25 protein-coding genes are annotated in these 26,621 nt (G+C 70.2%); 14 read left to right on the top strand and 11 right to left on the bottom strand.

The features are described 5' to 3' along the window. Positions 1–9: 9 nt before the first annotated feature. Positions 10–921, bottom strand: a complete 912-nt coding sequence (locus CQ045_RS15050; protein WP_105725148.1) for a MetQ/NlpA family ABC transporter substrate-binding protein — start codon at positions 919–921, stop codon at positions 10–12. Positions 922–1,001: 80 nt separating this feature from the next. Continuing rightward, entirely contained in the window at positions 1,002–1,976 is a 975-nt protein-coding gene (locus CQ045_RS15045) for an NADP-dependent oxidoreductase (protein ID WP_105725146.1), read from the bottom strand. Between the two features lie 84 nt (positions 1,977–2,060). On the opposite strand from CQ045_RS15045, the gene CQ045_RS15040 reads away from it, so the two are divergent. Next, positions 2,061–2,483, top strand: coding sequence for a MarR family winged helix-turn-helix transcriptional regulator (locus CQ045_RS15040; protein ID WP_105725145.1), 423 nt, complete (start codon positions 2,061–2,063; stop codon positions 2,481–2,483). A gap of 14 nt (positions 2,484–2,497) precedes the next feature. Here CQ045_RS15040 and CQ045_RS15035 read toward each other — a convergent pair whose 3' ends face one another. Both CQ045_RS15035 and CQ045_RS15030 read right to left on the bottom strand, forming a co-directional pair. Next, positions 2,498–4,267 carry a Na+/H+ antiporter gene (locus CQ045_RS15035; RefSeq protein WP_105725143.1) on the bottom strand — a complete coding sequence of 590 codons (1,770 nt, stop codon included), beginning with the start codon at positions 4,265–4,267 and terminating at the stop codon, positions 2,498–2,500. A 40-nt stretch (positions 4,268–4,307) separates the two neighbouring features. Then, positions 4,308–6,125 (bottom strand): ABC-F family ATP-binding cassette domain-containing protein, encoded by a 1,818-nt coding sequence (locus tag CQ045_RS15030; protein WP_105725141.1) that lies wholly within the window; start codon positions 6,123–6,125, stop codon positions 4,308–4,310. 217 nt (positions 6,126–6,342) lie between these two features. Between CQ045_RS15030 and CQ045_RS15025 the strand changes: the two genes are divergently transcribed. Further along, positions 6,343–7,143, top strand: a complete 801-nt coding sequence (locus CQ045_RS15025; protein WP_146115257.1) for a spermidine synthase — start codon at positions 6,343–6,345, stop codon at positions 7,141–7,143. 68 nt (positions 7,144–7,211) lie between these two features. On the opposite strand, the gene CQ045_RS15020 is transcribed toward CQ045_RS15025, so the two are convergent. After that, the gene (locus tag CQ045_RS15020) at positions 7,212–8,411 is read right to left on the bottom strand and encodes a DUF998 domain-containing protein (RefSeq protein WP_258131085.1); all 1,200 of its coding nucleotides are present in this window, start codon (positions 8,409–8,411) and stop codon (positions 7,212–7,214) included. Between the two features lie 57 nt (positions 8,412–8,468). Between CQ045_RS15020 and CQ045_RS15015 the strand changes: the two genes are divergently transcribed. The 3 genes from CQ045_RS15015 to CQ045_RS15005 are packed head-to-tail and all read left to right on the top strand — an operon-like array spanning position 8,469 to position 9,929. Continuing rightward, positions 8,469–9,119 carry an HAD-IA family hydrolase gene (locus CQ045_RS15015; protein WP_105725135.1) on the top strand — a complete coding sequence of 217 codons (651 nt, stop codon included), beginning with the start codon at positions 8,469–8,471 and terminating at the stop codon, positions 9,117–9,119. 58 nt (positions 9,120–9,177) lie between these two features. Then, a complete protein-coding gene (locus CQ045_RS15010; RefSeq protein ID WP_105725133.1) occupies positions 9,178–9,534 on the top strand; it encodes a YidH family protein in 357 nt (118 codons plus the stop codon). Beyond that, the gene (locus CQ045_RS15005) at positions 9,531–9,929 is read left to right on the top strand and encodes a DUF202 domain-containing protein (RefSeq protein WP_105725131.1); all 399 of its coding nucleotides are present in this window, start codon (positions 9,531–9,533) and stop codon (positions 9,927–9,929) included. The genes CQ045_RS15010 and CQ045_RS15005 overlap by 4 nt, the downstream gene beginning before the upstream one ends. A 33-nt stretch (positions 9,930–9,962) precedes the next feature. Here CQ045_RS15005 and CQ045_RS15000 read toward each other — a convergent pair whose 3' ends face one another. Beyond that, complete coding sequence (locus tag CQ045_RS15000; RefSeq protein ID WP_105725129.1) at positions 9,963–10,571, bottom strand: TetR/AcrR family transcriptional regulator; 609 nt, start codon at positions 10,569–10,571, stop codon at positions 9,963–9,965. A 30-nt stretch (positions 10,572–10,601) separates the two neighbouring features. Continuing rightward, positions 10,602–11,039 (bottom strand): Lrp/AsnC family transcriptional regulator, encoded by a 438-nt coding sequence (locus CQ045_RS14995; protein ID WP_181156591.1) that lies wholly within the window; start codon positions 11,037–11,039, stop codon positions 10,602–10,604. A 151-nt stretch (positions 11,040–11,190) separates the two neighbouring features. Here CQ045_RS14995 and pdhA point away from each other — a divergent pair, with 151 nt between their 5' ends. The 8 genes from pdhA to paaI are packed head-to-tail and all read left to right on the top strand — an operon-like array spanning position 11,191 to position 20,117. Beyond that, positions 11,191–12,309: a pyruvate dehydrogenase (acetyl-transferring) E1 component subunit alpha gene (pdhA, locus tag CQ045_RS14990; RefSeq protein WP_105725325.1), complete on the top strand. Its 1,119-nt coding sequence runs from the start codon at positions 11,191–11,193 to the stop codon at positions 12,307–12,309. After that, positions 12,306–13,334: an alpha-ketoacid dehydrogenase subunit beta gene (locus CQ045_RS14985; protein ID WP_105725127.1), complete on the top strand. Its 1,029-nt coding sequence runs from the start codon at positions 12,306–12,308 to the stop codon at positions 13,332–13,334. Before pdhA ends, CQ045_RS14985 begins: the two co-directional genes overlap by 4 nt. Next, the gene (locus tag CQ045_RS14980) at positions 13,331–14,836 is read left to right on the top strand and encodes a dihydrolipoamide acetyltransferase family protein (RefSeq protein WP_105725125.1); all 1,506 of its coding nucleotides are present in this window, start codon (positions 13,331–13,333) and stop codon (positions 14,834–14,836) included. Before CQ045_RS14985 ends, CQ045_RS14980 begins: the two co-directional genes overlap by 4 nt. After that, positions 14,836–16,023, top strand: coding sequence for an acetyl-CoA C-acyltransferase (locus CQ045_RS14975; protein WP_105725122.1), 1,188 nt, complete (start codon positions 14,836–14,838; stop codon positions 16,021–16,023). The genes CQ045_RS14980 and CQ045_RS14975 overlap by 1 nt, the downstream gene beginning before the upstream one ends. Beyond that, positions 16,020–16,754: an enoyl-CoA hydratase/isomerase family protein gene (locus tag CQ045_RS14970; protein ID WP_105725120.1), complete on the top strand. Its 735-nt coding sequence runs from the start codon at positions 16,020–16,022 to the stop codon at positions 16,752–16,754. Before CQ045_RS14975 ends, CQ045_RS14970 begins: the two co-directional genes overlap by 4 nt. After that, positions 16,751–17,638: a 3-hydroxyacyl-CoA dehydrogenase family protein gene (locus tag CQ045_RS14965; protein WP_105725117.1), complete on the top strand. Its 888-nt coding sequence runs from the start codon at positions 16,751–16,753 to the stop codon at positions 17,636–17,638. The genes CQ045_RS14970 and CQ045_RS14965 overlap by 4 nt, the downstream gene beginning before the upstream one ends. Further along, positions 17,635–19,716 (top strand): phenylacetic acid degradation bifunctional protein PaaZ, encoded by a 2,082-nt coding sequence (gene paaZ, locus CQ045_RS14960; RefSeq protein WP_181156590.1) that lies wholly within the window; start codon positions 17,635–17,637, stop codon positions 19,714–19,716. The genes CQ045_RS14965 and paaZ overlap by 4 nt, the downstream gene beginning before the upstream one ends. Then, on the top strand, positions 19,713–20,117 hold the full coding sequence (gene paaI, locus CQ045_RS14955; RefSeq protein ID WP_219844437.1) for a hydroxyphenylacetyl-CoA thioesterase PaaI: 405 nt from the start codon (positions 19,713–19,715) through the stop codon (positions 20,115–20,117). The genes paaZ and paaI overlap by 4 nt, the downstream gene beginning before the upstream one ends. On the opposite strand, the gene CQ045_RS14950 is transcribed toward paaI, so the two are convergent. From CQ045_RS14950 to dhaK, 4 genes are all read right to left on the bottom strand, one after another. After that, entirely contained in the window at positions 20,118–21,374 is a 1,257-nt protein-coding gene (locus CQ045_RS14950) for a hypothetical protein (RefSeq protein ID WP_146115256.1), read from the bottom strand. A gap of 166 nt (positions 21,375–21,540) precedes the next feature. Next, positions 21,541–24,060 carry a phosphoenolpyruvate--protein phosphotransferase gene (gene ptsP, locus CQ045_RS14945; RefSeq protein WP_105725111.1) on the bottom strand — a complete coding sequence of 840 codons (2,520 nt, stop codon included), beginning with the start codon at positions 24,058–24,060 and terminating at the stop codon, positions 21,541–21,543. Next, positions 24,057–24,701 carry a dihydroxyacetone kinase subunit DhaL gene (gene dhaL / locus CQ045_RS14940; protein WP_105725321.1) on the bottom strand — a complete coding sequence of 215 codons (645 nt, stop codon included), beginning with the start codon at positions 24,699–24,701 and terminating at the stop codon, positions 24,057–24,059. The genes ptsP and dhaL overlap by 4 nt, the downstream gene beginning before the upstream one ends. After that, on the bottom strand, positions 24,701–25,693 hold the full coding sequence (dhaK, locus tag CQ045_RS14935; RefSeq protein WP_105725109.1) for a dihydroxyacetone kinase subunit DhaK: 993 nt from the start codon (positions 25,691–25,693) through the stop codon (positions 24,701–24,703). Before dhaK ends, dhaL begins: the two co-directional genes overlap by 1 nt. A gap of 158 nt (positions 25,694–25,851) precedes the next feature. On the opposite strand from dhaK, the gene CQ045_RS14930 reads away from it, so the two are divergent. Next, on the top strand, positions 25,852–26,619 hold the full coding sequence (locus tag CQ045_RS14930; RefSeq protein WP_105725107.1) for an IclR family transcriptional regulator: 768 nt from the start codon (positions 25,852–25,854) through the stop codon (positions 26,617–26,619). Positions 26,620–26,621 lie beyond the last annotated feature (2 nt).

The following is a 26,621-nucleotide window of genomic DNA, read 5'->3' as shown; positions in this document are numbered from 1 at the left end:
CCCTGCGCCCTACTTCTTCGCCTCGGCGTCCTCCTGGACCTTCTTCAGCGAGGCGACGAGGTCCTTCGCAGGCGTCTGCAGCGCTACGGCGGTACCGCCGGACGAGTCGAGCAGGCCCTTCTGGACGTCCTCGTTCGTCTGGAAGATCTCGACGAGCTTGAGGTACGTCTCGTTGTCGGCGTCATCGGCGCGAGCCGCGAAGATGTTGACGTACGGCAGGGCGCCGGCATCCTCGGGGTCGTCCTGTGCGATCGCGTCCTCGAACGTGAGGCCGGCATCCTGAACGAAGTCGTTGTTGATGATCGCGGCGGCGACGTCGGGCAGCGAGGTCGGGATGATCGAGGCCTCGAGCGCGGTGACCTTGACCTTCGACTTCTCGGCGTCGACATCGGCGAGGTCGGAGTACGGGGTGCCACCGCTCTTGAGCTCGACGAGGCCGGCCTGCTGCAGCACGTTCAGCGCGCGGGCCTGGTTGGAGGCGTCGTCGGGGACGGCGACGGTCTCGCCTTCGGGGATGCTGTCGACGTCGTCGTACTTCTTCGAGTACAGGCCGAGCGGGTAGATCGCGGTCGATCCGATCGGGGTGAGGTCGGAGCCGGAGGCGTTGTTGTACTCGGCGAGGTACACGATGTGCTGGAACTGGTTGAGGTCGATCTCGCCCTCGGTGAGCGCCGGATTCGGCTGCTCGTAGGAGCCGAAGTCGACGAGCTCGACCGTGATCCCCTCTTCGGCCGCCGCGTCGACGAAGGCAGGCCACTGGGCATCGCCCTTGCCGACGACGCCGATCTTGACGACCTCGTTCTCGGACGAGCCCTCGCTGCCGGAGCCGGCGTCGGAGGATGCCGTGGCGCAACCGGAGAGCGCGACGAAGAGCGGGACCGCGACGAGCGCGGCGAGAATGGAGGTGGTGCGGCGTGACATGGGTAGGAGTTCCTCTCTTGGGGGACTCGAATACGTTAAGCAGGCGGCGGCGCGCGGACGGAATCGTGTGTCATACGGCGTCACAGCTCGCGAGGGCCGGGAGCGCGCAGCGCCATCTTTCCCACGTAGTGGCTCCGGAGCGCGCGGTGCGCCTGCACGATCTGCCCGGCGTCGAAGACCTGCGAGACGTGCGGCGTGAGGAGAGTCGCGGCGATGACCTCGTTCAGACTCTGCAGGGCCGCTCGGCTCCGGTCGCCGTCGTAGAAGGACACCCGCTCGACGAGGTCGCCCGTCGGCTGGGGGTTCACGCCGTGCGGCCAGGCGATGCGCCCGGTGGGCTTCACGCCGCGCAGCACCTGTTCCGCCGCCGCGCCGCCTGCGGTGACGAGTGCTCCGTCGAGTCCCCCCGGGGCAAAGCTCTCGGCCGCCGCCCGCACATCTTCCTGGCGTCCGTCGACGACCAGGTCGGCCCCGAGACCGCGCACCAGCGCGACGCCGTCCTGCCCGGACGCCACCGCGAAGACTCTGAGACCACGATGCTTCGCCAGCTGCACGGCCAGATGCCCGATACCGCCGCTCGCACCGAAGACCATCACCGCGTCGCCCGGCCGCGCATCGATCACATCGAGTCCGCTGGCGGCGGTCAGCGCGTCCCAGGCGAGGACGCCGGCCTGCTCGTTCGTCAGGCGTTCCGGGACCGACGCGACGAACTCCTCATCGACGACCGCGTACTCGGCGTAGAACCCGCCTCGAGGCACCGGCATCGACGCCGCGTAGACGCGGTCCCCGCGCGCGAAACGAGTGACCTCGGCACCGACATCCGCCACGATTCCGGCTCCGTCCCACCCGAGGATGTAGGGGAACGGCGAGGGGACGCCGAAGGCTCCGTCGTAGTGCCCTTCGCGCTCGACCCGATCCCAGGATCCGATGCCGGCGACGTCGACCCGGATCAGCACGTCCGTCTCGCCCACAGGGGGCAGGGGCACCGACTGCTCGTGCAGTTCGAACTCGTCCCCGAACCGATCGAGAACGATCGCCTTCATCATCCCGGACATCTCACTCCTCGTTTTACTTGACTGGATCAAGGACACGGTATCGGAACTAGTTGAATGCTTCAAGCAGATTGGTAGAGTCGACGGATGGCATTGCCCAACGCACCCGTCTCCGCTCCGACCGATGCGGAGAAGGCCATGTTCGAGTTCGTCGACCTCTACGACCGCGCCTATGAGTCAGCGGCGGCGGAAGTGTCGCTCAGCGCCGCGCAGGCCTGCGTGCTGGGAAGGCTGACCGAGCGACGGGGGATGACGGCGCTCGCGCGCGATCTCGGCTGCGACGCCTCCAACATCACACACATCGTCGACCGACTGCAGCGCCTCGACTACGTGACCCGCGAGCCGGACCCCGAGGACGGTCGAGCGCGCCTGCTCGCCCGGACCGAGAAAGGCGACGAGGTCACCGCACGCTTCGAGGACGCCTTCGTGTTCGCGCGTCATGCCGCCGCTCGACTGTCTCCCGCGGAGCAGGACCAGCTCGCCACGCTGCTCCGCACAGCGATCGGGTGATGCGGGGACCGACGTCAGTCGAACTCCTCGATCCCCTGCAGTCGCACCTGCTCGAGGTCGAGTCGTGCCGAGATGCGGCGCACGACGAGATCATCGACGGTGCCCGCGCCGCGCAGCCCGAGCAGAACCTCGCGCTTGCGGTCGATCAGCGCGAGCTTGAGCCGGGTGTGCTCCTCGTGCCGGATCAGCGGCGAGCGCTGCGCGATGTCGACGTCGGCAGAGGTCGCGATCATCTGGAGGACCGTGCCGTCGGTGGCATCCGTCTCCGTGACCTGATCCACTCCCCCGCCCGGCGCAGGATCCCCTCCGGCCGGATCAGCGGTCCCGGCACTCAGCGGATCGGGCTCGTCGAGCATCTCGTCCAGTGCCTCGGCCTCCGCGTCGACGATGGCCTGCTCGCGTGCCAGGGTCCGCGCGTTCGCGAACTCGAGCATCGCATAGCCCTCGGTGCGCACGCGGTCACGCACTTCCTGGCCGATGCCGTGCTCGGCGGCGAGGTCGTCGAGGGCGGCGAGCGCCGCGCCGGAGATCGCGCGCTCGGCGAGCTCGTACTCCTCGTCCTCGACATGATCGACGGGGAACCGCGCCCACCGCACGAGCGCCGGCAGCAGGGGCGCCTGCACGAGCAGACTCAGCAGGATGACTCCCGCGGTGACGAACACGATCTCGTCGCGTCCGGAGACGAGTCCGCCGTCGGTGATCGTGGCGGGTACGGACAGCGCGATCGCGAGCGAGACGGCGCCGCGCATGCCCGCCATGGTGGACACCACGCGGGCTCGCGACCGCGCTCCCGGAGCCGGACGCGGGCCGCGCTGCCGCTGGAAGAGCACATTCAACAGCTGGAACACGTACCGCACGGCCAGCAGCGTCGCCCACACCGCGAGCGTGATCAGCACGAGGCGGCCGATCGCCGCCGCCGAGATCTCGTGCGCGACGTACTGCACCTCGAGCCCGATCAGCACGAACAGGGCGCCGTTGAGCAGGAACACGCCGAACGGCCAGGCCGCATCGGCCTGTCGGCGGGAGGATGCCGTGGTGACCCGCGGGGAGACGTAGGCGACGATGAGCCCCGCGACCACGACCGCGAGCACTCCGGAGGCGTGCACCATCTCGGCCGCGAGGAACGCGGTGAAGGGGATGAGCAGGAGAGCGACGTTGATCACGATCGTCGAGGACGTGCGGCGCAGCAGCAGGTAGCCGAGTCCCGCGACCACGACTCCGGCGGCGATGCCTCCGACGTACGAGATCAGCACATCGAGCGTGACCGAGAGCGGGGTGATCTGACCGCCGAGCGCGAGCGACACCGCGATGGCGTAGAGCACCAGGGCCGTGCCGTCGTTGGTGAGACTCTCCGCCTTGAGCTTCATGAACATGCGGCGCGGCAGCAGGCGGCCGAGCGCCGCGACGGCCGTGGCGTCCGGGGGCGCGACGGCCGCGCCCAGGATGAGCGCGATCTCCCAGGGCATGCCGAACAGGACCCCGATGCCGGCGACCGCGAAGGCGGAGGCGACCACGAGGACCGTGCTCATCGGGAGGATGTATCGGAAGTCGCGACGGATCGACCGCAGCGACGTCGTGAGGCTCTCCCAGAAGAGCATCACCGGGAGGAACAGCAGCAGCACCGTCTCCGGAGGCAGCTGCACCTCGCGCAGCGGGGGGACGAAGCCGAGCAGCAGTCCGAAGATGACGAGGACGAGTGGGAGCGCGAGACGCACGCGCGGGGCGATCAGGGTTCCGACGAGAATCGTGAGTCCGAGCAGGACTGTTACTTCGAGGCCTTCCATCCCTACCTCCCAACAGCGTTGAGAGAAGGATATTCCTCGGTCAGCCGATCGCCTCCGTGAGTTCGAACCAGCGCAGCTCCAACTCCTCGATCTCGGCCTGCTGCTCGCCGATCTTCTTCATGCGATCGCCGAGTCCCTCGTAGTCGGACTGGTCGTGATCGGCGAGTGAGCTCTTGGCGGCGTTCATCTGCTGGGTCAGCTTCTGGATGCGCCGCTCGAGGGCGGAGATCTCCTTCTGCGCGGTGCGCAGGGCTGCGCCGTCGAGTCCGGACGGCGTCGCGGTCGCCGTCGCCGCGGCCGTCGCCGTCTGCTTGGTTCCGGCCGCCGCCTGCAGGTGGCGAAGTCGCAGGTACTCGTCGACGCCACCGGGGAGGTGACGCAGGTGGCCGTCGAGGATCGCGTACTGCTGGTCGGTGACCCGCTCGAGGAAGTACCGGTCATGGCTGACCACCAGGAGTGTGCCCGACCACGAGTCGAGGAGGTCTTCGATCGCGGCGAGCATGTCGGTGTCGAGGTCGTTGGTCGGCTCGTCGAGGATCAGCACGTTCGGCTGGTCGAGCAGCACGAGCAGCAGCTGCAGCCGGCGCTGTTGACCGCCGGAGAGGTCCTTGACCGGGGTGGACAGCTGCGCGGAGTCGAACCCGAGACGCTCGAGCAGCTGTCCCGGGGTGAGGTCCTGCGCCTTCGAGCCGGCTCCCATCGTGTAGGAGGTGCGCAGACCCGAGATGATCACGCGCACCGGGTCCTTCCAGTGCTGGGTGAGCTCGTCGAGCCGCTGGGTGAGAGTCTGCACCTTCACGGTCGTGCCGCGCTTGACCCGACCGACCGTGGGTTCCACCGTGCCCGAGATGAGCCCGAGGAGTGTGGACTTGCCGGCGCCGTTCACACCGAGGATGCCGGTGCGCTCCCCCGGCGCGATGCGCCACTCGATGTCGCGGAGCACGACCTTCTCGCCGCCGTCGGCCGTCGGGTACGTCACGCCGACGTCGAGCAGGTCGACCACGTCCTTGCCGAGGCGAGAGACGGCCAGCGACTGCAGCGAGACCTTGTCGCGGATCTCGGGGACGTCGGCGATGAGCTCGTTGGCCGCGTCGATGCGGAACTTCGGCTTCGCCGTGCGGGCAGGGGCGCCGCGGCGCAGCCACGCGAGCTCCTTCTTGGCGAGGTTCTGACGCTTCGCCTCGGTCGCGGCCGCCATGCGGTCGCGCTCGACGCGCTGCAGGATGTAAGCCGCGTACCCGCCCTCGAAGGGCTCGACGATGCGGTCGTGCACCTCCCAGGTCTCGGTGCAGATCTCGTCGAGGAACCACCGGTCGTGGGTCACGACCATGAGCGCACCCGAGTTCGGCGACCAGCGCTTCTTGAGGTGCCCCGCGAGCCAGGTGATGGCCTCGACGTCGAGATGGTTGGTCGGCTCGTCGAGGGCGATGACGTCCCAGTCGCCGGTCAGGAGCTTCGCGAGCGAGACCCGTCGCCGCTGCCCACCGCTGAGCGAGCCGATCTCGGCATCCCACGGCAGGTCGGTGAGCAGACCGTCGATCACGTCGCGGATGCGCGCGTCACCCGCCCACTCGTACTCGGGGGTGTCGCCGACGACCGCAGCGCTGATCGTGAGGTCGTCCGGGAGGTTGTCGGCCTGGTCGAGCACTCCGATGGTCGTTCCCCCGCGCACGGTGACGCGTCCGGAGTTCGGCTCCTTGATGCCCGCGAGCATGCCGAGGAGGCTGGACTTGCCGTCGCCGTTGCGTCCGACGATGCCGATGCGGTCGCCCTCCTCGATGCCGAGGGTCACGGAGTCGAAGACGACCCTGGTCGGGTATTCGAGGTGGAGGGCTTCAGCCCCGAGAAGATGTGCCATGTTCCCTCCAGGGTAGCCGCGTGCGGGGATCCGGCCTGCCGTTGCCCGGCAGGTGCCCTCCGACCGGCGTCGCCCGATCTAGGATCGACGGGTGTCAAGGAATCGCCGGGTGTTCTCGCTCTTGCTCGACAATCGCAAGGCAAAGCTGGTGCAATCGAGAAGGCGACCCGGTCGCTACGAGCTCAGTGTCGATGGGATTGCGCAGTCCGTCGTCTCGATGCCCGACCCCACCGAACTCGAATACGCCTACACCCAGCACATCGCCAGAGCGATGGATGCCGCGGCTGAGCCCGGTGCACCGCTGTTCACCGTGCATCTGGGAGCCGGAGCACTCACGCTGGCGCGCTACGTCGAGGCCACGCGTGCCGGATCACCTCAACTCGTGGTCGAGTTCGAGCCCGCTCTCTATGCAGCAGTGATCGCCGCGCTGCCCCTGCCCCCCGGCGCTGATCTGCGAGTCATCTTCGGCGATGCGCGGGCGGTCGCAGACGCGGATCTTCCGGGCGAGAATGGGCCGTCGGTGTCGTCATCGCCTTCTCCCGCTCTCGGCGCCGCAGCGTCCGGTGGCACCGCGGTCGACACCGATTGGGTGGATGCGCGCTTCACCGTCGTCGATCTGTGGGATGCCGCGGTCATCCGACATCGAGTGGCCAGCCAGGAGTTCTACCGCCGCGTCGCCGCGCGCTCCGCCGCAGGGGGTGTCGTGGCCGTGAACCTGCTCGACGGGCACCCGTTCGACTACTCACGGCGACAGGCGGCCACTCTGCGCACCGTGTTCGACCACGTCGCCGTCGTTCTCGACGCAGAACCGGAAGACGATGAAGGGCCGCTCGGCAACGTCGTCATCTTCGCGAGCGATGAGCCGCTGGGCATCGTGACGGACCCCGACCTTCTCGGCTCACCGCGACCCCACATGCTCCATGACGGTTCCCTGACGTCGTGGATCGCCGAAGCGCGCATCATGACCGATGCCGACGGCACAGACTCCCCCGACCCCGACGACCCGATCTGGGACTAGCGCGAGCGCGATTCCCTCGGCGGATGGCTGACGCCGGTGCACCCCTCGAGGGAGCATCTCCGGATTCCTCAGCTCGCCTCCGCGGAAGCACTGGCCGTGACTGCCGGCGCAGCGACCGAGCCCGCCGTGCGGAGGAACACGATGATCCAGCTGAAGATCAGCACGGCGGCGATCAGCTCGACTGCGGTGAGGTTGTAGTAGCCGACCGCGAAGAAGGCCGCGAGCAGGATGATCACCAGCACGTAGATCCAGCCGAAGGCCACGAACACGCGAGGGATGGTCGGCAGGAACCACGGCAGGCCGACGACGACGATCCCGAACACCACCGTCATGCCCGTCGCGACGGTGTTGTGGAGGAGGAAGAACTCGTCCACGGGGAAGATGCCGACGCACGCGAGGAAGATCCCCATCAGGATCAGACCGCCCCGCACGATGAAGCGCCCTCGACGGTCTTCGGGGGTTTCGGCCGGGAGGCCCGCGGTCGCGTAGCGCGAGATCGTCGTGATCATCACTCCGGCGATGACCAGGGTCACGTTGAAGGCGACCGATGCGCTGTTGGTGCTCATCCCGAGCGCGGACAGGTTGTCGCGCCACCAGTGCACGTCGCTGGAGGCGAGCATGCTCGCGAACGCACCGACCACGAGGAAGACCGCGAGCACCAGCGACAGCACCATCGGGGTGAGTGCCACGGCGCTGAGGAACGACACGTATCCGGTCAGTGCGAAGGCCACAGCCACGAGGACGGCGCCGGGGAACGGGAACACCGGAGCGTCGGTGAAGCTCCGCTCGAGGAGTTCGGCGATGCCGAGCCAGCCGAGACAGGCGATCGCCGCGTGGGCGAAGGCGATGGCGGTGAGGTCGTACCAGCGGAGCCTGTCGCCGGGCACGCTGAACCCGTCGCGCACGGATTCCGGATCGGGCTGCTCCGGCCGCACAGCGCGCCGGCCGAGCGTGAAGGCGATCACGGCGGTGATCGCACCGCCGTACGCGGCGAAGACGCCGATCGAACCGCTGCCGCTGATCGCCAGGTCGTGGCCCCAGAAGACCGGGAGCCCGATCAGGAATCCTGCGATGAAGAAGCCTGCGCCGACGATCAGGGCGGTCGCCTCGAAGACGGCCTCCGCCGTCTCCGGACCCCGCACCTGGCGCAGCACCTGCATGACTCTGCTCGCGAGCGCGTTCATCTCTTCCTTCCCGGTCCACATCCTAGAAGCGAAGCGCTCGACGGCCGCGCCGTCCTCTCGCACCGTCCGCGGAGTGCGCGGCATCCGCGCGACGCTCAGTCGCCCGCGAGAGCCGGGCACCGCCCGCAGTAGCCTGGAGGGGTGACCCAGACTCTCGCCGCCCGCGCCGTCCTCCTCGACATGGACGGCACCCTCGTCGACTCGACAGCGGTCGTGGAGCGGCTGTGGCTCGCGTGGGCCGAGCCCCACGGCATCGATCCCGCCACCGTGCTCCGCGTGGTGCACGGCCGCCAAGGGCATCAGAGCATGGCGATCATGCTGCCGGAGCGCGATCACGCGATCAACCTCCGCGAGAACGACGACATGCTCGCGACGGAGGCGGACGACGTCGACGGCGTGATCGAGATCCCTGGAGCGCGCATCCTGCTCGATGCGCTGCGCCCGTTCCCTCATGCGATCGTCACTTCGGCGAACGTCCCCCTCATGACGGCGCGGATGCGAGCCGCGGGGCTCACTCTTCCCGAGCGTCACGTGACGGCCGAGGATGTGTCGGCCTCGAAGCCCGATCCCGAGGGCTTCCTCCGTGCCGCGGAGCTGCTGGGCGTCGACCCGGCCGACTGCGTCGTGTTCGAGGACTCCGGCGCCGGTATCCAGGCGGGCCTCGCAGCCGGCATGCGCGTGGTCGGCGTCGGCACGCACGCGGCGGCGCATCACCCGACCGTGCTGGTCACAGACCTCTCTCAGGTCGCCGTCACCGCCACCGACGACGGCTTCGAGCTCACGATCGACTGACGCGGAACGGCCGCCACCGCCGACTCCTCCCTGAGAGAGGCGCGGCTACGATGAGGCGATGCGACGTTTCCCCGCCTCGGTGTACGGCATCGGAGAGGAACCGGATCCGCGGTTCTCCCTGGCGAACGAGCGGACGTTCCTCGCCTGGACGCGCACCGGCCTCGCCCTGATCGCCGGTGGCGTGGCCCTCGAAGTGCTCGGGCTCGACCTGCACGCCGGGTTCCGCCTCGCCGCTTCTCTCGTGCTGATGATCACGGGCACCGCTGTCGCGCCTCTCGCCTGGTGGGAGTGGATGCGAGCGGAGCGCGCCATGCGCCTGTCGCGCCCCTTGCCCGGCGCGTTCTCGGCGGTCGTGCTCGCGGCCGTGGTGACCGTCGTCGGGCTGCTGGTCCTGGCCGGGGTGCTCTGGCGGTGACCTTCCAGGGGCAGGGATCTTCCGCTCCCGGGCCGTTCGATCCGGGATTGCAGCCGGAGCGCACCGAGCTGGCCTGGCGGCGCACGGCACTCGCCATCGCCGTCGGCTCACTGGTCTCGCTGCGGATCTTCCCGCTCGTGCTGCCTCCCGTTGCTGTCGCGTGGGGCTTCGTCCCGGGAGGCATCGGTCTCATCGCCGCATGCGCGCTCTGGTTCGCCGCGCGGCGCAGGCAATTGCGGGTGACCGCCGCGTTGCGTGCGGCCCAGGACGGGTCGGGGGCCGTGGCGGCTCCGGGCGGCGGGTTGATGCTCGCCCTCACGACGCTCGCGACGGGGTTCGGTGTGCTGTCCATCGCCATCGTCGCGATCGCCGCCCTCCTTCCGGGAGGGAGCTGAAAGCGACCTTTGCGGGGGTTTGCCGTGGCGGGCTCAGCGGGTGCGCAGGCCGTCGAGGGCAACGGTGAGGACGTCGCGCGCGAGCGCGTCGGCGTCTTCCGAACCGCCCGGCCGATACCACTCGACGAGCGAGTTGACCATGCCGAACAGCAGTCGCGTGGCGACGGAGGCGTCGACATCGGAGCGGACGGTGCCCTCCTCCTGCGCCGCGCGGACGATGCGGGTGACCTCCTGGTCGAAGGCCCGCCGCCGCTCGAGCGCGCGCCGTTCGATCTCGCTGTTCCCCCGCACCCGCAGCAGCAGTGTGACCGCCGGGAGATGAGCGGCGAGCACCTGGACGGCGCCCTGCAGCACGGCTGCCAGCCGGTCGCCCGCCCCGATGCTCCGGGTATCGGCGAGCACACCCTCGAGCTCGTCGAGAGCTTCACCCAGAGCGGTCTCGAGGATCTCCTCCTTCGAGGAGAAGTGATGGTACAGGGCAGCCTTCGACAGGCCGAGACGTGCGGCGAGGGCAGCGACGGACGTGGCGTCGTAGCCGGACTCGTTGAAGACGGCGATCGCAGCATCGAGCAGCCCTCGCCGGTCGTAGCCGGGGCGTCCGCGCTTCGCCGGCTCCGTCGCGCCGCTCACCGTCTGACTCACAGCCCCAGTGTGCCACGCACAGGTCCGGACTCAGCTCCGGGTGTAGTCCTCGAAGATGAGAGTCGTCCTGGTCGAGCGGATCGACGGGATCGCCTGGATATCCTCCAGCACGATGCGCCGCAGATCCCTGGCATCGTTCGCGCGCACCAGGAGGATGACGTCGAAGTCCCCGCCGACGAGTGCCATGTGCTCGATCTCGGGGATCGCCCGCAGCCGTTCACTCACCGTCTGCCACGTCGCCTGCTCGATGGCGAGGGTCACGTAGGCGCTGGCGTGGTGGCCGAGGAGCACCGGGTCGGTGCGCACCGAGTACCCGGTGATGACGCCGGAATCGGTGAGGCGCTTGATCCTCGCGTGCGCGCCGGCGCGAGAGATGTGGACGGCCTCCGCGATCGCGGTCATCGAGGCCCGCGCATCGCGGCGCAGCTCTTCCAGGATCGCCCGATCCGTCTCATCCAGCGCGAGCATGCGACCCCTTCCATCCGTGCAGCATTTCTGACACTTCGATCAACAATGCACCAGTTCCGACGATTTCATCCACGATTCGACAAAAGATCTTGGATGAATGTCGCGTCGGAGGCATGCTTTCCTCATCGAGTTCGGCAAGGAGGGCGAACGCATGCTGCACACCGACATGCTCCCGCGAGACACCGCGGTGCAACTGATCGACGAGAACGGAGAGCCGGTCTCGGACGAGCAGTACCCGCTCCCCGATGCCGAGACGCTGCTCACCGCCTATCGCGGCCTCGTGGAAGGACGGCGCATCAACGACCAGGCCGGTGCCCTCGTGCGCCAGGGCCGTCTCGCGGTCTACCCGTCTTCACACGGACAGGAGGCGTGCCAGGTCGGCGCGGCGACCGTGCTCGGAGACGCCGACTGGCTGTTCCCGACCTATCGCGACTCGGTCGCCGTGATCGCGCGCGGTGTCGAACCGGCCGACGCGATGGTGCTCCTCAAGGGCGACTGGCACTCGGGCTACGACGTACGCGCACACCGCGTCGCCCCGCAGGCGACTCCGCTCGCCACTCAGCTTCTGCACGCGGTCGGCTTCGCGCAGGCTGCGAAGCACCGCGGTGAGGACACCGTGGTGCTCGCACTCTGCGGCGACGGCGCGACCAGCGAAGGCGACTTCCACGAGGCGATGAACTTCGCCGCCGTGTTCCATGTCCCCGTCGTGTTCTTCGTGCAGAACAACGGGTTCGCGATCTCGGTTCCGCTCTCTCGACAGACCGCGGCGCCCTCCCTGGCGCACAAGGCCATCGGCTACGGGATGCCGGGGCAGCGCGTCGACGGGAACGACGTCGCCGCTGTCCTGGCGGTGCTCGGTGAGGCCGTGTCCCGGGCACGCGCAGGCGGTGGGCCTTCGCTCATCGAGGCTCACACGTACCGGATGCAGGCACACACCAACGCCGACGACGACACGCGCTACCGCGAGCGTGAGGAGGTCCAGGCCTGGATCGCCCGCGACCCGCTGCTCCGCCTGCGCACGCATCTCACGGCGACGGGCGTCCTCGACGCCGACACCGAGGAGCGCTTCGCTGCGGGGGCCGAGGAGATCGCGGCAGCCATGCGGGCCGCACTCAACACCGACGCCGACCTCGACCCGGAAGACCTGTTCCGGTTCGTGACGGAGACCCGCTCCCCGCAACTCGACGAGCAGTGGCACCTGCTGCGTGACGAGATCGAGCGGTCCCGCCTCGCCGATGCCGGGACCGCGACGAACGGAGGCCGGCGATGACGATCGCTCAGGACGACACCCGCACGGAGAGCGAAGCGGACACGGTGACGACGATGACCATGGCCGCCGCACTGAACCGGGCTCTCGCCGATGCCATCGAGTCCGATCCGGACGTGGTGGTGTTCGGCGAGGACGTCGGGGCACTGGGAGGCGTCTTCCGCATCACCGACGGACTCACCGCACGCTACGGCGAGGAGCGCTGCTTCGACACCCCGCTCGCGGAATCCGGGATCGTCGGCACCGCGGTCGGCATGGCGATGAACGGCCTGCGCCCGGTGGTGGAGATGCAGTTCGACGCATTCGCGCTCCCCGCGTTCGAACAGGTCGTGAGTCACGTGGCGAAGCTCGGCAACCGCACCCGCGGAGGCATGCGGATGCCGCTGGTGATCCGCATCCCGTTCGGCGGCGGCATCGGCGGCGTCGAGCACCACTGCGACTCCTCGGAGGCGTACTACGCGCATACCCCCGGCCTCACCGTCGTCAGCCCGTCGACGCCGCAGGATGCGTACTCGTTGCTGCGCGCGGCCATCTCCTCCCCCGATCCGGTGATCTTCCTCGAGCCCAAGAAGCTGTATTGGACGAAGGGCGAGGTCGACACCTCTCTCACGGCTGAGCTCGGCACGGCGCGCATCGCACGGGAGGGCTCCGATGTCACGCTCCTCGCCTACGGCGCCTCGGTGCCGCTCGCACTCGAGGTGGCAGATGTCGCCGCCGCGGAGGGACGCAGCGTCCAGGTCGTCGATGTGCGCTCGCTCTCTCCGTTCGACGACGCGACGGTGACCGCCGCCGTGAAGTCGACCGGGCGCGCGGTCGTCATCGCCGAGGCGCCGGGCTACGTGAGCGTGGCCTCCGAGATCCAGGCGCGTGTGTTCGAGCGCTGCTTCGAGTACCTCGCAGCGCCCGTGCGACGTGTCACCGGCTTCGACACCCCGTTCGCGCCGCCGAAGCTCGAGCACTGGTATCTGCCCGACGTCGACCGCGTGCTGGACGCGATCGACACGCTGCACTGGGATGAGGACGTATGAGCGCCCCGCTGAAACCGCACTCGACCCACGTCTTCCGCCTGCCGGATCTCGGTGAAGGGCTGACCGAGGCAGGGCTCGTGCAGTGGCTCGTGGCCGTCGGCGACACCATCGCCACCGACCAGCCGATCGCCGAGGTCGAGACCGCGAAGAGCGTCGTCGAGCTGCCGTCGCCGTTCGCCGGTATCGTCACCGCTCTGCACGGCGACGCCGGGGACACGATCGACGTCGGCGCGCCCGTGCTCGAGGTGGCCGACCCCGGCGCATCGTCCGGAGCGGACGGCGCGCCGGAATCCTCCACAGCGGCGGCAACGGATGCGGCACGACAGGACACGAGCACGTCCACGCAGCCCGAGCACGAGGCGTACCGCGAGGAGGAGCGTGCGGGCTCCGGCAACGTGCTCATCGGCTACGGCACCTCCGCGCACACGACCAAGGGCCGTCGCCGACCGGCTGCATCCGCCAGGAGTCGCGCGACGAACCCGCCACCCGCACCCGCCCCGGCGGCAGCGCAGACGGCGACCCCATCGACGGCGACCGCGACCGGATCACACGCGACCGCGAGGGACTCCGCTCCTGTCGGCCCCTCGCAGTCCGGTCCCGAGCAGCGGCGCCCCGTCGCCGTCCGGTCCCCGCTCGTGCGACGCCTCGCACGGGATCTGGGACTCGACGTGCACGCCATCACCGCGACCGGCCCGGATGGCGCCGTCACGCGCGCTGACGTGCTGCAGGCCGCGGTCGAGAACGCCGTGGACGGCGCCACCGCGCACCACCGGAGCGGGTCGGCGACGGGAGAGACCGTCGACGGCCTCGGCGTCGTCTCCCGCGAACGGTTGTCCCCTCTGCGCCGTGCGGTGAGCGCAAAGCTCTCCCGCAGTCGCTCCGAGATCCCCGAGGCGACCGTCTGGGTCGATGTCGACGCCACCGCGCTGTGGGAACTGCGCGCCCAGATGGCCCCCGAAGGAGGAAAGGCCCCGTCGGTGACCGCGCTCCTCGCCCGCTTCGTGCTGTTGGCTCTGGAGGACTACCCCGTGCTCGCCGCCCGCCTGAGCGAGAGCGGAGACGAGCTGATCTCGTTCGAGGGCGTGAACCTCGGGATCGCGGCCGACACCGAGCGAGGCCTCCTGGTCCCCGTCGTGCCGCGCGCGGACGCGCTGACCGTCGAGCAGCTCGACACCGCGCTGCGCGAACTCGCCGCCACGGCCCGCTCCGGCGCGATGCCGCCGGAGCGCCTGCGCGGATCGACCTTCACCCTGAACAACTACGGCGGACTGGGCGTCGACGGCTCGGCCGCCATCATCAACCATCCCGATGTCGCGATCCTCGGCATCGGCCGCATCCTCGAGCGGCCGTGGGTCGTCGACGGCGCCATCGTCGCACGGCGCATCGTGCAGCTGTCGCTCGCGTTCGACCACCGCGTGTGCGACGGCGGGTACGCCGCGGGCTTCCTGCGCCGCGTCACCGAGCTCATCGAGCATCCGCTGCGCGCGTTCGGGAGGGTCTGATGGCCGAGGCATACCTCGTCGGGGGCGTCCGCACCCCGGTCGGTCGCTACGGCGGCGCGCTCGCGGGCGTGCGCCCGGATGATCTGGCAGCCCTGGCGGTCCGGGAGGCGGTGGCTCGCGCCGGCGTCCCGGACACGGCCATCGATGAAGTCATCCTCGGAGCGGCGAATCAGGCGGGCGAGGACAACCGCAACGTGGCGCGGATGGCCGTGCTGCTCGCGGGTCTGCCCGACAGCATCCCCGGCATCACCGTCAACCGCCTCTGCGCGTCGGGGATGTCGGCGATCGCGATGGCCGCCCAGGCGATCCGCGCGGGCGACGCGGACGTCATCGTCGCGGGTGGCGTGGAATCCATGACCCGCGCTCCCTGGGTGCAGGCCAAGCCCGACCGCCCATGGGGAAAGCCGGGCGAGACCTTCGATACCTCCATCGGATGGCGCTTCACGAACCCGAGGCTCGCCGCGCGGGAGAACGCCACGTTCTCGATGCCGGAGACCGCGGAGGAGGTCGCCCGACGCGACGGCATCAGCCGCGAAGATGCCGACGCCTTCGCCCTCCGCAGCCAGCACCGCGCCGTCGCGGCGATCGACGCGGGCCGTTTCGCGGCCGAGATCGTCGCCGTTGCGACCCGGACCGGATCGGTGAGCGTCGACGAAGGTCCGCGCCGCGACACCAGCCTCGCCGCCCTCGCCGCGCTGCGCCCCGTCGTCGCGGGCGGCACGGTCGTCACCGCCGGGAACTCCAGCTCACTCAACGACGGCTCTTCCGCGATCGTCGTGGCGAGTGCAGAAGCTGTCCGCGCGCACGGCCTGGCGCCTCGGGCCCGGATCCTCTCCGCCTCCTCCGCTGCGCTCGCGCCCGAGATCATGGGCCTGGGCCCCGTGCCCGCGACCGAGAAGGCACTCCGTCGCGCGGGTCTCCCGCTCTCCGCGATCGGAGCCGTCGAGCTGAACGAGGCGTTCGCGACCCAGTCGCTCGCCTCGATCCGTCGGCTCGGTCTCGACCCCGAGATCGTCAACCGTGACGGCGGCGCGATCGCTCTCGGTCACCCGCTGGGTTCGAGCGGAAGCCGCCTCGTCGTGACCCTCCTCGGCCGCATGGAGCGCGAGGACGCGGAGCTGGGGCTCGCGACCATGTGCGTGGGCGTCGGACAGGGCACCGCCTTGATCGTGGAGCGCGTGCGATGACGCTCCACATCGAGGAGCGCGACGACCGGGTCGTGGCCGCCCTGGACCGCCCTGAGAAGCGCAACGCCATCGATCAGGAGACCATCGACGCACTGCACGAGCTGTGCGCGTCTCTGGAACAGCACCCCCGCGTCCTCATCCTCACGGGCACGGACGGAGTCTTCGCCGCCGGCGCGGATATCGCGCAGCTCCGCGACCGTACGGCCGAGGACGCCCGGCGCGGCATCAACGCGATGGCTTTCGTCCGCATCAACGAACTGCCGATGCCCGTGATCGCGGCTCTCGACGGCTGGGCCCTCGGCGGCGGCGCGGAACTCGCCTACGCGGCCGACATCCGCATCGGCACGCCCGCGCTGAGGATCGGGAACCCCGAGACGGGCCTGGGCATCATGGCTGCGGCCGGCGCGACCTGGCGACTGCCCGAGATCGTCGGAGCCGCCAGGGCGAGCGAGCTGCTGCTCACCGGACGCATCCTCGCCGCGGAGGAAGCACTGAGCTGGGGACTGGTGTCCGCGCTCTATCCGCCGGACGACCTGCTCGATGCCGCACACGCACTCGCCGATCGCATCGCGGCGAACGACGACCTCGCCACTCGGCACACCAAGCGCGCGCTGCGCGCGCCCGGATCCGAGCATCCCGCCATCGAGCTCGAGCTGCAGGCGGAACTGTTCGAGTCGCCCGAGAAGCACCGCCGCATGACCGAGTTCCTGGAGAAGAAGGCGCGCCGATGAACGAGACCCCCTCGACCACCCCGGCCTCCGCTCCGCCCGCTCGCGTCGGCGTGCTCGGCGGCGGGCGCATGGGAGCGGGAATCGCGCACGCCTTCCTCCTCGCCGGCTCTCGCGTCAGCGTCGTGGAGCGCGACCACACGGCCGCGCGGGATGCCGCGGAACGGCTCGGCGACAGCATCCGCCGCTCCCTCGAACGCGACCCGTCGCTCGAGGCGGTGCCGCTGCGCGACGGCTTCGACTGCGGTATCGACATCGCCGCCTTCGAGGACTGCGACCTGGTCGTCGAAGCGGTCCCGGAGGACCGCGCCCTCAAGGAACACGCCCTCGGCCGCGCCGAGGCCGCGATGCACGCCGGTGCCGTGCTCGCCTCGAACACCTCCTCGATCTCGATCGACGACCTGGCCACCGACCGCACGCGGCCCGAGTGCTTCCTCGGACTCCACTTCTTCAACCCGGTGCCCGCATCGGCGCTCGTCGAGATCGTCCGCGGGGCCCGCACCGACGACACCGTCGTGGCACAGGCGCGATCATGGGTTCAGGCGCTCGACAAAGCTGCGATCGTGGTGCGCGACTCCCCCGGTTTCGCGTCTTCGCGCCTCGGGGTGATGCTCGGTCTCGAGGCGATCCGGATGCTCGAGGAAGGCGTGGCGAGCGCGGCCGACATCGACACCGCGATGACTCTCGGCTACCGGCATCCGGTCGGTCCGCTGCGCACCACCGACATCGTCGGCCTGGATGTGCGCCTCGGGATCGCCGAAGAACTCGCCGCGACGCTGGGAGCGCGGTTCGAGCCGCCAGCGCTCCTGCGCGCGATGGTCGCCGACGGGAAACTCGGCCGCAAGAGCGGCGAAGGCTTCTACCGATGGAACGAGGAGACACGATGACCGACTACCTGCCGAGCTACGTCGAGGGCGCCTGGTGGACGCCGGCCACGACCGCTGCCGCCACGGAGGTGCGCGATGCCTCGACCGGCGAGATCGTGACGCGGGTCAGCACCGACGGCCTCGACCTCGGCTCCGCCTTGGAATATGCACGCACCGTCGGACAGACGAGCCTCCGCGCACTCACCTTCCACCAGCGGGCCGTGCTGCTCAAGCAGTTCGCGCTCGCACTGACCGAGCGCAAAGACGAGCTGTACGCGCTCTCCGCCCGCACCGGCGCCACGAAGGCCGACTCCTGGGTCGACATCGACGGCGGCATCGGCGTGCTGTTCTCCTACTCCGGCAAGGGCCGCCGCGAGCTCCCCAACAGCACCGTGCACGTCGACGGACCGGTCGAGCCGCTGTCGAAGGACGGCACGTTCCTGGGTCGCCACGTGTACACGACTCTCCCGGGCGCCGCAGTGCAGATCAACGCGTTCAACTTCCCGGTGTGGGGCTCCCTCGAGAAGCTCGCCCCGGCGTTCCTCGCCGGCATGCCCACGCTCGTGAAGCCCGCGACCCCCACCGGCTACCTCGCCGAGGCGATGGTGCGGATCCTCGTCGAGTCCGGCCTGCTGCCGGAGGGGTCGCTCCAACTGGTCAGCGGCAGCGTCCCGACGCTGTTCGAGCACCTGCGGTTGGGCGACATCGTCGGCTTCACCGGCAGCGCATCGACCGCGGAGAGCCTGAAAGCTCATCCGGCGGTGCAGACCGGCGGCGTGCGCTTCACCGCCGAGACCGACTCGATCAACGCCTCCGTGCTCGGCACCGACGCCGTCGCCGGGACCCCGGAGTTCGACGCGTACGTGCGTCAGCTGGTCTCCGAGATGACGACCAAGGCCGGGCAGAAATGCACCGCCATCCGACGGGCGATCGTCCCCACCGCGTCCGCGGATGCCGTGGTCGACGCCGTCCGCGCGCGCATCGCGGAGAAGACCGTGCTGGGCGACCCCCGTGCGGAGGGCGTGACCATGGGTCCGCTCGCCTCGACCGCGCAGCGCGACGAGGTGCTGCGCCAGGTGCGCGTGCTGCAGGATGCCGGCGGACGACTCGTCGTCGGCTCGACGGACGCCCCGGAGGTCCGCCTCGCCGACGGCGGCACCGGCACCTCGGAGAAGGGCGCGTTCGTCGCCCCCGTGCTGCTGCGCTTCGACGATCCGCAGACCGACGCGGTGCACGCGGTCGAGGCCTTCGGCCCCGTCGCCTCGCTCCTCACCTATGACACGACCGCGGATGCGGCGGCCCTCGTCGGGCGCGGCGGCGGCTCGCTCGTGACCAGCATCGCGACGCACGACCCGGTGCAGGCGGTCGACCTCGCGACCCGCATCGCTCCGTTCAACGGACGGATGCTGCTGCTCGACCGCGACGACGCCCGCTCCTCGACCGGTCACGGCTCTCCGCTGCCGAACCTCGTCCACGGCGGACCGGGACGCGCGGGCGGCGGCGAAGAGCTCGGCGGCATCCGGGCCGTACTGCACCACATGCAGCGCACGGCCGTGCAGGGATCGCCGCAGATGCTCACGGCACTCACCGGCATCTGGCACGCGGGGGCGGCGGCGCACAGCGAGGGGCGGCATCCGTTCCGCAAGTCCCTGGCGGAGCTGCGCATCGGCGACCAGATCGCGTCGGCCTCGCGGGAGGTGACGCTCGACGACATCGAGACGTTCGCGCACTTCACGGGTGACACCTTCTATGCGCACATGAACGAGGAGGCCGCCGCGGCGAACCCGTTCTTCCCCGGGCGTGTGGCGCACGGATACCTGCTGGTGTCGTGGGCTGCCGGCCTCTTCGTCGACCCGGAGCCCGGGCCGGTCCTCGCGAACTACGGCCTCGAGAACCTGCGGTTCGTCACGCCGGTCTCTCCCGGCGACCGCATCCGCGTCGAGCTCACCGCGAAGCAGATCACGCCGCGGGAGACGGACGAGTACGGCGAGGTGCGGTGGGATGCCGTCATCCGCAACCAGGACGACGAGACCGTCGCCACCTACGACGTCCTCACGCTGGTGACGAAGGAGCCGCTCGCCGCACCGGTGCCGGCATGACCGGCAGCAACGTGAGGGAGATGATGCGGCGGGACCGTGCTTCCGCCGCGCTGGGCATGGTGGTGGAGCAGGACGAACCCGGCCACGCCGTCGTGACGATGCGCGTGCGGGACGACATGCTGAACGGCTTCGCGATCACGCACGGCGGTCTCGTCTTCGCGCTCGCCGACACGGCGTTCGCGCTCGCCTGCAACGAGGACGACCGCGTGACCGTCGCAGCGGGAGCCGACATCACCTTCCTGAAGTCGACCACGGCCGGACAGACGCTGACGGCCACAGCGACGCGGCGCATCGTCCGTGGACGCACCGGCCTCTACGACGTGACCGTCACCGACGAAGCGGGTGACACGGTCGCGGAGTTCCGCGGACGCTCGGTCGCGACCACCCGCACCGCACCCTGATCACTCGTAGGAGAACCGCTTCGCGAGAGTCGCATCGTCGACCTTGATCCCGATGATCACGGCCCCTTCCTCGGTCGCATCGCGGTCGGTCCGGAAGCTCAGCGAGACGCCCTCGCGCGTGGACCATCGGTAGAAGTCCTCGCCCGACGACACGATCTGGATCGACGTCCCCTCGGGGAACGCGGCGACGGCGGCCGCGACCGGGTCGCCGACCTTCACGCCGGCTGCGGAGGGAAGCGCGGCACCGTCCTCGTTCCGATCGCCGACGACGTTCGCGGTTCCGACGGACACGGCCGCGACGACCGTTCCCTCCTCCTGCGGCCAGATCAGGACCGATGCCGAACCGTCGGGGGCGACCAACCGGGTCGGTCCGCCCTCCCATGCGGGTTCCTCGATCTCCGCGCCGGGAACGGAAGCGATCGCCTCCGTCGACTCGACGCCGAGCAGCACAGGTCCGATGCCGGAGTCCGTGATCTCCCACGTGCTCCAGGCCGCGGCCGGATCCGCCGGCGCTGGAGTCTCGGCGGGCGCGGGCGGGTTCGCGGTCAGCTCCTCGATCAGCTTCCCCTTCGCCTCGCTCGCGCGGTCGCGCAGCAGGGCGGCTGTCGCCTCGGAGTCGAAAGCAGGATCCCCCGCGAACGGCTGCCACATCTCGACGATGACGTTGCCGACCGAGGAGAAGCTCTTGTAGAGGCTGTGACCGCCCCCGGGGTAGGTGAGGACCAGGGAGCCGGCGATCACCCGGACTCCGTCGTCGCCCTCCACAACCGTGGACTCGAAGGACGACGGCCCCCCGTAGGTGAACTCGCCGCACTCCTCGGCTGCGCGGATGTACTGGTCCATCCGCGCCTTCGCGGTGTCCTCGTCCGCGAACTGGAGCACGTTGAGTCCCCCGTCCTGCTCCTCCGCGGCGGAACCGGTCCAGCTGACCGTGCGTGACCCGATCGACCCCAGCGACGGCTCGGACGTGAGCGCGAAGCAGATCGAGGGGACCGCGTCGTAGCCGCCGCCGTCGGAGATCTGCACGAGCGATGAGCTCGGCGCGCTCACGTCGCCGACGTCGGGCAGCGTACTCGCGATCTCTTCGGGTGTGAGCAGGAACCAGTCCAACTCGTCTCCGATGAACGCCACGGGTCCGGTATACGTCCCGGGGGTCTCCGGGGCGCCCGTCGGCGTGGGACTGGGCTGCGGCTCCGGCGCGCACGCCGACAGGGTCACCACGGCGCCGATGGCCGCGATGCCGATCAGGCGCTTCATCCACGAACTCGACTGCGACATGTTTCCTCCGGTTCGCCGTGGCGCTGAGTGACAGCGCTCCCCCTCCGTCGAGCCTACGGTGCGGCGCGGACTCGACGGAGGACCGGACGACGGTCGATATCAGAACGAGACGCGGAACATGCCGCTCAACGCATATGAACCGGGATCAGCGGACTTCCGTGGCGCCGAGGACCGAGGATGCGGCCGCCCTGGCGTCCGCGACGGTGCCTGCAGCCAGGACGGCTTCCGCCGCCCGACGGCATTCCGCCTCACTCACGCCGGCGAGCGCTTCCGCGACCCGACCGAGCGACCGCGGCGTCATCGACAGAGACGTCGCGCCGAGTCCGACCAGCACCGGGGCGAGGGACGGATCCCCTCCCGCTTCCCCGCAGACGCCCACCGGTTTGCCCGCCGCGCGCCCTGCCCGGCCGACGGTGCCGATGAGACGCAGCACGGCAGGCTGCCAGGGATCGTTGAGGTCGCCGAGGTCACTCAGCAGGCGATCCGCGGCGAGCGTGTACTGGGCGAGATCGTTGGTGCCCAGGCTCACGAAGTCGACGACCTCGAACAGCTCCGCGGCCAGCAATGCGGCCGCGGGCGTCTCGATCATGATGCCGACGCGTGCGATCCCCGCCGCCCGCGCGCGTTCGGCGAACTCCCGTGCCTCCTCGACGGTCGCGACCATGGGCGCCATCACCTCGACCACTGCCGACTCCTCGGCGGCCGCCAGGGCGAGCGCGCGGAGCTGATCGTCCAGTAGCTGCGGGCGGCGGCGCGCGATCCGCAACCCGCGCACGCCGAGGGCCGGGTTGTCCTCGTCGTCGGCGTTCGCGAACGGGAGCGGTTTGTCGCTTCCCGCATCCAGCGTGCGGACCACGACCTTCCGATCGGGGAAGGCGGCCAGGACCCCGCGATAGGCCGCCGTCTGCTCCTCCACGGACGGCGCATCCGCCCTGCCCAGGAAGCAGAACTCGGTGCGGAAGAGTCCGACACCCTCGGCCTGCGCGGCAGCCGCGTTCACCGCATCCGATGCCCCGCCCACGTTCGCGAGCAGGGAGACGCGGTGCCCGTCCGCGAGCCTTCCGGTGCCGTCGAACTCCACGATCCTGGCAGCCGCCCTCGCCTCGGAGACGCGCGACTCCGGCGGATCGACCTCGACCGTTCCTCGGTCGCCGTCGACGAGCAGGGTCGCTCCGGCAGGGATGCCGCCCGCTCCGGACACCCCGACGACCGCGGGCAGCCCCAGTGATCGCGCGATGATCGCGGTATGCGAGGTGGGTCCGCCCTGCTCGGTGACGAGGGCGACGCAGCGCCCACCGGCGAGCGACGCGGTGTCGGCGGGAGCGAGGTCGGTCGCGACGAGCACGAACGGCTCATCGCGCTCGGGCACTCCGGGCATGTCCACCTCGAGGATCTCCGCGATGATCCGGTCGCGCACGTCACGGATGTCCGCGACCCTCTCGGCCATGCGTCCCCCCAGGGCGGCAAGCCCCTTCTCGTGGACCGCCGCCGTCTCCCAGACGGCGCGCGCGGCGTTGCGTCCTTTCGCGCGGACGAGCGCGGTCGCCTCGGAGACCAGCTCGGGATCGGAGGCCAGCAGTCGCGATGCGTCGAGGATCGCCCTCGCCTCGCCCGTCGCCTGCGCGGTGCGCGTGCGCAGCTGATCGGCCACCGCCACGGCGGCCCATTCGATGGCGGAGACCTCCGCATCGCGGTCGGACGCGGCGACGATCGTCCCCGCCTCCGGCTCCGGGAGCGGCGGGGCGAGGTGCACGACGGGTGCGGCGACCCGCCCCGGGCTCACACCTCGCCCACGAAGCACCGCACCGGAGACGATCGTCGGGATCGGTCCGGGAGGGGAATCCGGAGCCTCGAGCGTCGGCGCGGCCGCACTGGCCGGTCGAGCGTGCTCCGCGACCTCGTTCGTCCCCTCGCCGAAGCCGTCGTCGAACAGAGCGGCCAATCGATCCAGCGCCGCGGCGGAGTCCGCCCCGCGCGCGGTGAGCTCGAGTTCATCGCCCTGCCGCGCGCCGAGCACCAGCAGCCGGGTCAGGCTCGCGGCCGGAGCCTCGGGACCGTCGGGCAGCCGCCGCAGGTGCACGTCGGCGCCGGCCGAGGCTTCCGCGATCAGAGCAGCGGGGCGCGCGTGGATCCCCTGGGGGTTGCGCACCCGCACACGACGGACGATCTCCTCGCCCACCGCCGAGGCTCCCGCTCCCGGAGCCTCGTCCGTCGAGCCGGCCTCGGTCGTGGGGATATCACCGTCCGGGACGTCGAGCTGGCCGGTCTTCGCCCCGAGCGCTGCGGTCGCCTCCGCGGCCACCGCATCCAGTGACCCGCCGGCCGCGGCGGACACCACCGCGGCGAGGAGCCCCTCCACGAACGGGGCCGGGGCGAGTCGCACCGGCACGTCGCTCCCGCGCAGCTCGAGCGCGAGCTCCGCACTGAGCACGGCCGAGCCGAGGTCCATCAGGACCAGGATCCCGTCGCAGTCCGCGGCGAGCTCATCGATCGCAGATGCCACCGCGACGGCATCCGTGCCGAGGATCGGCGTGCCGTCGGCATCCACGCCCGCTCCGGCAGCGACCTGCACCCGCGCTCCCCCGCCGGGCACCATCTGCAGGGCGAGCTCCAGCGCCGCCTCCCCGAGCCGTGCGCTGTGGGAGACGGCGACGATGCCGATCATCCGGCGCTGCCTGCGACCGCCGCGGCGAGCGTGTCGAACAGGATGGCCGTCGATGCGGCACCCGGATCGAGGTGCCCTGCGCTGCGCTCACCGAGGTAGCTCGCCCTGCCCTTGCGGGCGACGAGCGGCATCGTGGCGTCACGACCGGTCGCCGCCGCCTCCGCAGCCGCCCGCACCGCGTCGGCGAGGGAAGCCCCGTCCCCGAGCGCGGCGTCGAGAGCGTCCACGCCCGGAGCCATCGCGTCGAACATGGTCTTGTCGCCGGCTTCGGCTTTGCCCCGTGCCACGATCCCGTCGAGCCCGGCGCGCAGGGCTGCGGCGAGACCCGGCCCGTCGAGCTCGGTCACCGGTCCCGCCGCCATCCCCATCCGCAGGAAGAAGGTGCCGTACAGCGGACCGCTGGCACCGCCCACCGAGCTCACCAGCGTCATGCCGACGGTCTTCAGCAGGTCGTCGACGGTCGCGGGAGTCCCCGCGCTCAGCTTCTCGGCGACGGCGCTCATGCCGCGGGCCATGTTGGCGCCGTGGTCGGCATCGCCGATGGCGGAGTCGAGTTCGGTGAGCCAGTCGCGCTTCTCGGTGACGGCCGTGCCGAAGCGGGAGACCCAGTCCCCCAGCACCGCGGTGTCGATCGCCGCCATCACGCGCCCCACCGCAGACCGGGGGTGTTCACCGGAGCATCCCAGAGACGCAGCAGCTCGTCGTCGGCCTTGAGCACGGTGACCGAGCATCCGGCCATGTCCAGAGAGGTGATGTAGTTCCCCACGAGGTTCCGTGCGATCTGCACGCCGGACTTCTCCAGGATCGCTGCGACCTCGCCGTACATGAGGTAGAGCTCGATGAGCGGTGTAGCCCCCATGCCGTTCAGCATCACGATCGCCGGTCCCGCCGCATCGATGTCGGCGAGGATCGGCTCGACGAGCTGTCGGGCGATGTCGGATGCCGGGGCGAGCGGTTCGCGATGCCGCCCGGGCTCCCCATGGATGCCGATGCCGATCTCCATCTGGTCGTCCGGCAGATCGAAGGTGGGTTTGCCCGCGGCGGGAACCGTGCAGCTGGTGAGCGCCATGCCCATCGACCGGCCCTGACCGTTGACCTTCTTCGCCAGTTCGACGACGGCGGCGAGGTCGCGCCCCTCCTCCGCGGCGGCGCCGACGATCTTCTCGAGCAGCACGGTCAGGCCGACTCCGCGACGGCCCGCGGTGTACAGGGAGTCCTGCACGGCGACGTCGTCGTCCACGGTGATGCTGCCCACCTCGATGCCTTCCATGGAAGCGAGCTCGGCGGCCATCTCGAAGTTCAGCACGTCGCCGGTGTAGTTCTTCACGATGTGGAGCACGCCGGCTCCGCGATCGACGGCCTTGGTGGCGACCTGGACACGGTCGGGAGTCGGCGAGGTGAAGACCTCGCCGGCGACGGCGGCATCCAGCATGCCGGTGCCGACGAAGCCGCCGTGCAGCGGCTCATGGCCGGACCCGCCCCCGGAGACGATCGCGACCTTGCCCTGCGCCTTGGGCGTCGCCCGCGTGATGACGTGGTTCTCCAGGTCGACGGAGAGCTCGGGATGAGCGAGCGCGACCCCCTTCAGGGATTCGACGAGAACGTCCTCGGGGGCGTTGATGAGCTTCTTCATCGTTCGATCTCCTTTGATCCTCGGGATTTCTTGCGCAGAATCCGAAAGCAATTCGTTAATGTCGAATATGCTCGGAGCCTGCCGGGTTGTCAAGATCATCCTGAAGACCGGCACGGCACACGCACCGGCTCGACGACGCACCGGAAGGAGGCTCCCCCGTGATCCAGGCGATCGACCGCGCGGCGAAGATCCTCGAACTGCTCCAGGGAGCACGCCACCTCGGCATCACCGACCTCGCCGCAGCCCTCAGCCTGCCGCCGTCGACCGTGCACGGGATCGTGAAATCGCTGCGCTCGCACGGACTCGTGGCCAAGGAACGCGGTGGTCAGCGGTACATGCTCGGCCCCACCCTGCTGCGACTGAGCAACGTGTACCTCGACACCCTCGACGTGCGCGCCCGGGCGATGCGCTGGACGCAGGAGCTCGCGCGCCGCACGAATCTCTCGGTGCGTCTGGGAGCGCCGCATTTCACGGACGTCCTCGTGATCCACCACAACCTCCGCCCGGACGACAGCCAGCAGATGCTCGAGACCGGGGTCGCGATCCCGGCCCACGCCTCGGCGATGGGCAAGGTGCTGCTCGCCTACGACCTGGGGTTCCAGCAGAGCGTCTTCGAGCAGCCGCTGCGCAGCCTCACCGGTGACACGATCACCGACATCGCGCGCCTGACCCTGGAGCTGCCGGCGATCGCCGAGCGCGGCACCGCGGGCGAGTTCGACGAGGCGGTGTTGGGCGAATCCTCATTGGCTGCGCCCGTCGCCGACGCCTCGAACGACATCGTCGCGGCCGTCGCGGTCGTGCTGCCGACTTCGCAGACGCCCGCCTCCGACGCGATCCTCAATGCCCTGCGCGAGACCGCACGGAACATCTCGCGAGAACTCGGGGCCACCACCTGGCCGCCGCGCGTCGCTCCGGCCGACGACTGAGG

Source organism: Microbacterium sp. MYb66 (genome assembly GCF_002979435.1).
Lineage (GTDB): Bacteria > Actinomycetota > Actinomycetes > Actinomycetales > Microbacteriaceae > Microbacterium.
This window is presented reverse-complemented; position numbering and strand designations above follow the sequence as displayed.